Raw genomic sequence first — 8,089 nt, forward strand, 5'->3', positions numbered from 1 at the left:
CACCCAATACGCAGTATTGCAAATTAGTACCACACATCACATTCCTATGAACACAAATTAGTATAATACACTATATTCCTACAAATACAAATTAGTAGTACACCCTAAACTACTTCATACACATTTTACCAATCACACATCACTTATCACTAACCAACTGACCATCCTCAAGATAAATCACACGATCCGCATAATCAAACAAACGCTGATCATGCGTAATCATAATCCCAACCATATCCATATCATGAATATAATCACGAATCATCTCAACCACATCCGTCGCACGACTCGCATCCAAGCTCGCAGTCGGCTCATCCGCAAGAATAATCTTCGGATGATTCATAAACGCACGCATAATCGCCACACGCTGCTTCTCACCACCAGAAAGACTATTCGGATACACTTTCAAGCGATGACTCAAACCAATCTCATCCAACAACTGACGCGCTCTCTTCTGAGCATCACCTTTAGACATGCCCGCTTCACGACCCACTGTAACCAACTGTTCCTCTACAGTGAGGTAAGGCACGAGGTGAGACTCTTGGAAGATAAATCCAATCTCATGAAGTCTCACGGCACTCGCTTTAGAGCGATCAAATAGTGGTTGGTCATTGTATAAGATGTCTCCAGAAGACTGACTTAACAAGCCGCCAAGAATCGTTAGTAAAGTCGTCTTACCTGAACCTGATGCACCTGTGAGTACTACGAACTCGCCTTCTTTCACTTCAAAGTTTAAATCTTTCAATACTTGTGTTTCTGATTCACCTTGGCCGAAATGTTTTTTTAAATGTTCAATTTGTAAACTCATTAATCTCCGCCTCCTATTGCTTCGATTGGATCTACTTTAAATAATTTGATAAATGAAAGGATTGCTCCGATAAGTCCTACGATGATAAAGATCACTACTACTAAGATAATATTTGATGTTGCTAGATGGAATGGCATGCTTACTGGCATGAAGAATGATAAGCCTAATACGAGTAAGAGCGCGATGACCACACCAATGATTGTAGTGATTAGAATTTGACTGACTAATGACATTAATAAATGTTTCGTCTTGATACCAATAGCTTTGAGAATACCAATTTGAGAGATCTTCTGAATCGTCATGACATAGAAGAATGCACTAAGCACAATCGCTGTGATGACAAATAAACTTACAATCATCATCGTTAATGGTGCTTGTTCAGCTTGGTAACTTGGTATTTCCCCGGTAATATCATCTTTACTATAGATATTTACATCATCGATTTGTTTCAAGTCATGTTTCTGTTTGCTAGATAAATCTTTGACTGGATAGAATGTTGCAGTGCCTTTCTCTGATGCGTGTTGGCTAAAGCCGTCGTTACTCATCATAACGATGGAGCTGTGTGAATACATCGTATCGTCGAGTACACCAACCACTTTGACTTTACTGCCATCTTTCAACTTCACAGTGTCACCTTTGTTAATGTCATCTGCTGTGAGTTTGTCGTTAACTGCAATTTCATTCTTACCTGATGGATAATGTCCTTCTTTCAACTCAGGTTTCTCTTTTTTCACTGTGTTCATTAAGATAACATCAGATTCGTCGTTACCTTGTTTCAATTTATCTGATGCGATTTTCATCGGTTTCGCTTTCGTAATATCTTCTATCTTTTGCTGTTGTTTATTGTTGAGCTGTGAGGCTTCAAGTTGCGGTTGTTGCTTATCTTGCATGACATACTGTTCTGCTGACATGTTGTCGAGTAATGAGATGTTCTCTCTTCCTAGCCCTTTGGCTAATCCGCTGATAAATAAGACCATTAGGCCGAGTAATAATATGATTAACGTGATGAGGATAAATCTAAATTTATAGAACTTCATTTCTTTTAATGCGAGTTTCATCTTATCCTTCTCCTCCTATCGATTTCTTAATTTTAGTTTATGAGGCGAATGTGAACTGAAGATGAACTTAAGTAAAATTAATTCCAGTTATTTTAAAATTAAGTCGCATCTCGTTCATAACCTCTATCGATTTCTTAATTTTAGTTTATGAGGTTAATGTGAACTGAAGATGAACTTGAGTAAAATTAATTCCAACTATTTTAACAACAAGTCGCATCTCGTTCGTAACCTCTATCGGTTTCTTAACTTTAGTTTATGAGGCGAATGTGAACTGAAGATGAACTCAGGTAAAAATAATTCCATGCAAAAGTTGCTGTCTTCTTTTAAAATGAAGATAAAGACGAAAAGAAGGAGAACGTGATATGACGAAATGCCTAGTGGTAGATGACGATCCAAGAATCCTACACTATGTCGCAACCTACTTACAACGTGAAGGTCTCAAGGTCGTCTCTGAATCAAGCGGAGAGGCGGCGTTAGACTATCTTGAAACAAACCAAGTAGATATCGCAATCGTCGATATCATGATGAACGGAATGGATGGCTTTGAACTCTGCGAAACGCTTAAAGCGGATTATGAAGATTTACCTGTAATCATGTTAACGGCGCGTGATGCATTAAGCGACAAAGAACGCGCCTTCCTTACAGGGACAGACGACTACGTAACGAAACCCTTTGAAGTTGAAGAACTCATGTTTCGTATACGTGCAGTATTACGACGCTATCAGAAAAATGCCGATACCGAGATTCAACTCGGCAACCTCACTTTAAATCAAGCGTATCTTGAAATTGCCGTCGATCAAAAGCGCATGAACCTTCCTAATAAAGAATTTACTCTACTCTTCTTGCTCGCATCGCAACCGAAACAAGTCTTCTCCAGAGAATCGTTGATAGAGAAGATTTGGGGCTTTGATTACGAAGGTGACGAGCGTACCGTCGATGTTCATGTGAAGCGCTTGCGTAAACGCTTAGACAAACTCGGCGCAAATGTGGCCATCAAGACGGTTCGAGGCTTAGGATATAAGGTGGTGCAAGATGTTTAAATCATTATATAGTCGCATCGCGATTTACACGATTACTGTTATGCTTATTAGCGCATTGTTGAGCTTCCTATTGACGAATGTGTACTATCACGTCAAACTCAAGCCTTCCAATGACGCGAAGATTATGCAGACGCTAAAACAGGCACGTAGCTATCAAGATACGTTAAGTGCTGAGCAGACCGACCATTATTTTAAACACCTCGGAGATATGAACTATCAAGTAATGACCGTCAACCAAAATGGTGACAAACACTATTACGGCGAAGGCTTTCGCAAAGACAATGTCAGCCAGAAAGATATTAATCATGTGTTGAGCGGTCGTGATTACCATGGTATTCGAGATTTAAGATATCATCCGTTTATTACTGGCTTTTTTGAAAATGTGACGTCGAATACAGTAGGTGTGCAATTTACTACGGATAAAGAAAAGCTTGCAGTATTTATGCGTCCTGACATCGGTAAGACGTTTAGTGAATTCAGAGTCTTCTTAGCGGTCTTACTCACGATACTGCTCTTGATTTCTATCATCTTAGTCATTTCATCAACCTACTCTATTATCAAACCAGTGCAACAGTTGAAACAAGCAACCCAACAACTCATGCGTGGTCGTTTCGATCAACCAATCAAACAAACGAGACAAGACGAACTCGGAACGTTGCAGCATCGTTTTGATAGCATGCGTTTGTCGTTGAAACAGCTTGACGATATGCGCAGTCATTTCGTGCAGAATGTTTCACATGAAATCAAGACGCCACTCACGCACATTCATCAGCAGCTTGGACAGTTGCAACAAGCGGAGACGAAAGAGCAGCGTGACTATCGTATAGAAGAAATTCATCAAATCACATCGCAGTTGAGTAATTTAACGAAAGAACTATTGTTACTTGCTGAATTGGATAACGGCAATCATTTGACGTTTAATGATAACGTTAAGTTTAACGCGCTTATCACTGAGATTGTGCGCCACCATCAGTTTAGTGCGGATCAGAAAGATTTAGTGATCTTAACTGATTTGGAGGATGTGCAGTCTAAGGGTAATGAGCAGTTGTTGTATCAAGCGATTCAGAATTTGATGTCGAATGCGATTAAGTATTCTGAACGTGGTGGTATGATTGAAGTAACGTTGCGCCGTGATGTGGATCAGGTTGTGCTGTCGATTGCGGATGATGGGCAAGGTACTTCTGAAGAGGTTCAGGCGCGGTTGTTTGAGCGTTTTTATAAAATGAGTAGTGATGATACGAGTAATGGGCTTGGTTTGGCGATTGCGAAGACGATTGTTGAGCTGCATGGTGGTGTGATTGAGGTTGATAGTGCTGAAGGTGAAGGTACGATGTTTGTTGTGAAGTTGCCTGTGAATGATGGGGTAACTGGATAATAATCTAAAGTCTTAATACTGACTTGATTTAACTTATTAGGTTCTACTAATTTGCAATACTGCGTATTGGGGTGGCGACGCTTTCCGCAGGCATGGCTTGAGCCTGTAGTCTCAAGACTCATGCTTTTCCTGCAGGAGTCGCGCCATCCCCCTTTTACTTGTATTGCGGTATTTCATTGATGAATATCGTTTTATCTAATATCTTTAAATTCACTTCCAATCAACCTCATCACTCTCTCTGTTTGGTAGTTTGATTTGAATATTATTGTTTCTTGTTAAATTAGTACTACTCTATCATCAATACTCCTCTTTTTATTTTTGTGTTGAAAGAGAGTTTCGTTGAAGAAGTATATTAATATCCCTACTATGATTACAACTTGAATTAGAAAGGATAAGTACTACGAAATCATAGATTTCTGTGCTTCTCCCAAGCAAGCGAGAGTCAAAACATTGAAAACAAATAGTATTAGGCAGATTTCTGTCTTTCTCCCAGCAAGAAATCATCTTCAAGAATTAATTGGTTCTCACAAACAAAGGGAAGCGCAATGGCACGACACCACTGCGCTTCCCTTTTTCTATAGATTAATCAATTTTAAGATTTTTCTTCACGTCTTCATTAACTTTGTCGTAAAGCTCTTTGTTTTCGCTTAATTTTTGACCGAATGAAGGAATCATTTTCTTGATTTCTGGTTCCCATTTTGAGAAGTCATTTTTAAAGCAACGTTTAAGTAGGTCTAACATGATGTCTACGGCTGTTGATGCACCTGGTGACGCACCGAGCAATGCAGACAATGTACCGTCGTCTGAAGTCACAACTTCAGTACCGAATTGGAGGTTACCTTTGCTGTCTTCAGTGTCTTTGATAACTTGTACACGTTGACCTGCGACTACAACTTCCCAATCTTCGCTCTTCGCATTTGGAACGAATTGGCGTAAGTCGTTCATACGTTCTTCGTCAGAAAGCATTAATTGTGAAATTAAGTATTTCGTTAAGTTAAATTCTTTCACACCTGCGGATAACATAGTGATGATGTTGTTTGGTTTCACTGATTTGAATAAGTCTAAGTTTGAACCTGTCTTCAAGAATTTAGGTGAGAAACCTGCGAACGGACCGAAGAGTAGTGAGCGTTTGCCGTCAATATAACGCGTGTCTAAGTGAGGCACTGACATTGGTGGCGCACCTACTGCAGCTTTACCGTACACTTTTGCGTTATGTTTTTTCGCAACTTCTTCTTTGTTACATACTAGGAAGATACCGCTAACTGGGAATCCACCGATATGTTTAGATTGTTTGATACCTGTGTTTTGTAGTAGTTTAAGGCTCGCACCGCCTGCACCGATAAAGACGAAGTCAGATTCAATCACGTGTGTATCATTTGTGTTCAAGTCTTTTACTTTAACTTTCCAAGTGCCGTTACGACGTTGGCTGAGACTTTGGACTTCATGTTTAAAATGAAGGTCAACGCCCTTCTTGTCACTTAAGTTACTGAATAATTTACGTGTTAACGCACCAAAGTTAACGTCTGTACCAGTCTTGTCATAAGTCATAGCCATTGGTACATGGGAAGTGCGTCCTTCCATCATAAGTGGTGCCCATTCAGCGATCTTCTCTTTATCATCTGTGATTTCCATATTGCTGAATAATGGACTTTCCTTGATTGTCTTCACACGGCGTTTAAGGAAGTCGACGTTACGTACACCTTTTACGAAACTCATGTGTGGTACTGGGCGAATGAAGTTCTCAGGTGAAGAGAGTTCGCCGTTACTTACTAAGTGACTCCAAAATTGTTTAGAAATTTGGAATTGCTCGTTGATCTTAACCGCTTTCGTAATGTCGATTGAGCCATCTTTTTGTTCTTTCGTATAGTTCAACTCGCAAAGTGCTGAGTGTCCAGTCCCCGCATTGTTCCATGCGTTAGAACTTTCTTCAGCTGGTTCGGATAAGCGTTCGAACATTTGAATTTCTTTCTCTGGAGCTAACTTTTTCAACAATGTACCTAATGTTGCGCTCATGATGCCGCCACCAATTAAGATGACGTCTGTTTTGCTATGTTTTGTAGCCATAACAAATACAGTCCCCCTTCTAAATATGTTTATAGAAACGTTGAGTTAATTGATGGCTCAAACGCGTTATTGAGCTACAACTTAACGATTTCTACAACTTGCCATTAGATGTGTAAGCACTTACATACTATGGCATAAATTTATTCATTTACACTTCTAATTATATACGTTATTGTCTCGTGAAAAAAGAGTCTAATGTAAATCTACGCAAAATATATGTTTAGCTATCTAATTTCGCCTCAGGTAAAAGACGACACGCTCGCGCTTTAACTGACTTTCGTTCTCACTTGTTCTATTTATTAACTATTTTGTGAACATGATATAATGGCAGTTAAGCACGAATCATTGGAGGAATAACTTGTGAAGTCGATTACGATACTCATGCACAATATCTTTGCGATGGGTGGTACGGTTAAAGCAGTGACTAACTTAGCTAATCAACTTGCTGAACGTGGTCATCCCGTACACATCATTTCCATATTTCAAGGTGCACAACGCCCGTATTTTACTATCCATCCCAACATCAAAGTCACATCACTCGTCAACTATAGATTACGCCCACAGAATATCACGTCTATTCTCTTTAATCGTTTACATAAATATTTCGGCATCGGTCAACCGCGTTGTATTTCTCAACATGAACCTGGTCGTCAACAGTTTAATCGTCATGTTGAACGTCGACTCATTAAAGCATTACAACGTGTTGATACTGATGTGCTTATTAGTACACGTGCAAGCTTTAACATTTTAACTACACAATATGCACCTCAGTCTGTGGAGAAGATCGGCATGGAACATATGAACCTTGCTGCGTACCCTGACGCATACCAACGTGAGATGCTTATGGCGTATCAGGATTTAGATAAATTAACTGTTCTGACTTCGAAAGATCAAGCTGCTTATCAGGCAGAGCTAAACACACCGGTGTATGTCATCCCTAATATGATTGATGAGCCCCGCCTTGATGTGCAACGTCAGAAGGTCATTGTTGCAGCTGGCCGTTTAGAGTATGAAAAAGGTTTCGATCTGCTCATCGAGAGTATTAATGAAGCACAAGAGACGCTCCGAGAACACGGTTATCAAGTGCATATTTATGGCAATGGCCAAGAGAAAGATCATCTTCATAATTTGATTAAACAGTATCAGCTCAGTGATGTGATTCAACTCCGAGAACCCACATCCCAGTTAGCTCAAGTACTCGCCTCAAGTCAAATCACTGTCGTGCCATCACGTAATGAGGGATTTGGTATGGTAATTCTGGAAGCGATGAATCAAGGCAGTATCGTGCTAAGTTATGACGGAACAACGGGGCCGGGATCGCTGATTAACCATAAAGAGAATGGCTATCTTCTACCTCATGCTGACACACGCGCTTTAGCTAGACAACTTGAAGCAATCATACAACATCCTGAACAATGCGAATCAATCCGTGAACACGGCTTTAACACCGTCGAGAAATTCACGCCTGATCAAGTCTATAAACAATTTAGCCAAATGATAGAAGATTGACAGGTGTCTAACTTTTATTTATTCAACAAATTATAAATGGAAGGTTATACATTAGTATATAATTTAGCATTTAGAAAATGTTAATAACTATCGAGAGAAACTTAAGACCTTAAATGAGAATAGTGTATGAGATTAAAGAAACTTCTATTAGATTGGAATATAAAATAATTTTCAATGTGTACTCGAGACGCTTGAGGGAACACGGCCACAACGAAAATCCATTCTTTAAGCTCTT

6 protein-coding genes are annotated in these 8,089 nt (G+C 39.6%); 3 read left to right on the forward strand and 3 right to left on the reverse strand.

The genetic code is table 11. The features are described from left to right. Nucleotides 1-139 precede the first annotated feature (139 nt). Both HMPREF2802_RS07750 and HMPREF2802_RS07755 read right to left on the reverse strand, forming a co-directional pair. On the reverse strand, nt 140-808 hold the full coding sequence (locus HMPREF2802_RS07750) for an ABC transporter ATP-binding protein (protein ID WP_070503439.1): 669 nt from the start codon (nt 806-808) through the stop codon (nt 140-142). Then, nucleotides 808-1,866, reverse strand: coding sequence for an ABC transporter permease (locus HMPREF2802_RS07755; RefSeq protein ID WP_070503440.1), 1,059 nt, complete (start codon nt 1,864-1,866; stop codon nt 808-810). The genes HMPREF2802_RS07750 and HMPREF2802_RS07755 overlap by 1 nt, the downstream gene beginning before the upstream one ends. Nucleotides 1,867-2,228: 362 nt before the next feature. On the opposite strand from HMPREF2802_RS07755, the gene HMPREF2802_RS07760 reads away from it, so the two are divergent. Beyond that, on the forward strand, nt 2,229-2,906 hold the full coding sequence (locus tag HMPREF2802_RS07760; protein ID WP_002472130.1) for a response regulator transcription factor: 678 nt from the start codon (nt 2,229-2,231) through the stop codon (nt 2,904-2,906). Next, nucleotides 2,899-4,281 carry a HAMP domain-containing sensor histidine kinase gene (locus HMPREF2802_RS07765; protein ID WP_070503442.1) on the forward strand — a complete coding sequence of 461 codons (1,383 nt, stop codon included), beginning with the start codon at nt 2,899-2,901 and terminating at the stop codon, nt 4,279-4,281. Before HMPREF2802_RS07760 ends, HMPREF2802_RS07765 begins: the two co-directional genes overlap by 8 nt. A gap of 582 nt (nt 4,282-4,863) precedes the next feature. On the opposite strand, the gene mqo is transcribed toward HMPREF2802_RS07765, so the two are convergent. Next, nucleotides 4,864-6,345 (reverse strand): malate dehydrogenase (quinone), encoded by a 1,482-nt coding sequence (gene mqo / locus HMPREF2802_RS07770; protein ID WP_070503444.1) that lies wholly within the window; start codon nt 6,343-6,345, stop codon nt 4,864-4,866. A 360-nt stretch (nt 6,346-6,705) separates the two neighbouring features. On the opposite strand from mqo, the gene HMPREF2802_RS07775 reads away from it, so the two are divergent. After that, nucleotides 6,706-7,854: a glycosyltransferase family 4 protein gene (locus tag HMPREF2802_RS07775; protein ID WP_070503446.1), complete on the forward strand. Its 1,149-nt coding sequence runs from the start codon at nt 6,706-6,708 to the stop codon at nt 7,852-7,854. Nucleotides 7,855-8,089 lie beyond the last annotated feature (235 nt).

It is taken from the genome of Staphylococcus sp. HMSC071G07, from assembly GCF_001811435.1.
In the GTDB taxonomy this organism is placed as follows: domain Bacteria; phylum Bacillota; class Bacilli; order Staphylococcales; family Staphylococcaceae; genus Staphylococcus; species Staphylococcus pettenkoferi.

Bases quoted from the DNA above. Each gene is read 5' to 3' on its own strand.
- HMPREF2802_RS07755 (WP_070503440.1), bottom strand. From the start codon at position 1,866: ATGAAACTCGCATTAAAAGAAATGAAGTTCTATAAATTTAGATTTATC.
- mqo (WP_070503444.1), bottom strand. From the start codon at position 6,345: ATGGCTACAAAACATAGCAAAACAGACGTCATCTTAATTGGTGGCGGC.
- HMPREF2802_RS07765 (WP_070503442.1), top strand. From the start codon at position 2,899: ATGTTTAAATCATTATATAGTCGCATCGCGATTTACACGATTACTGTT.
- HMPREF2802_RS07750 (WP_070503439.1), bottom strand. From the start codon at position 808: ATGAGTTTACAAATTGAACATTTAAAAAAACATTTCGGCCAAGGTGAA.
- HMPREF2802_RS07760 (WP_002472130.1), top strand. From the start codon at position 2,229: ATGACGAAATGCCTAGTGGTAGATGACGATCCAAGAATCCTACACTAT.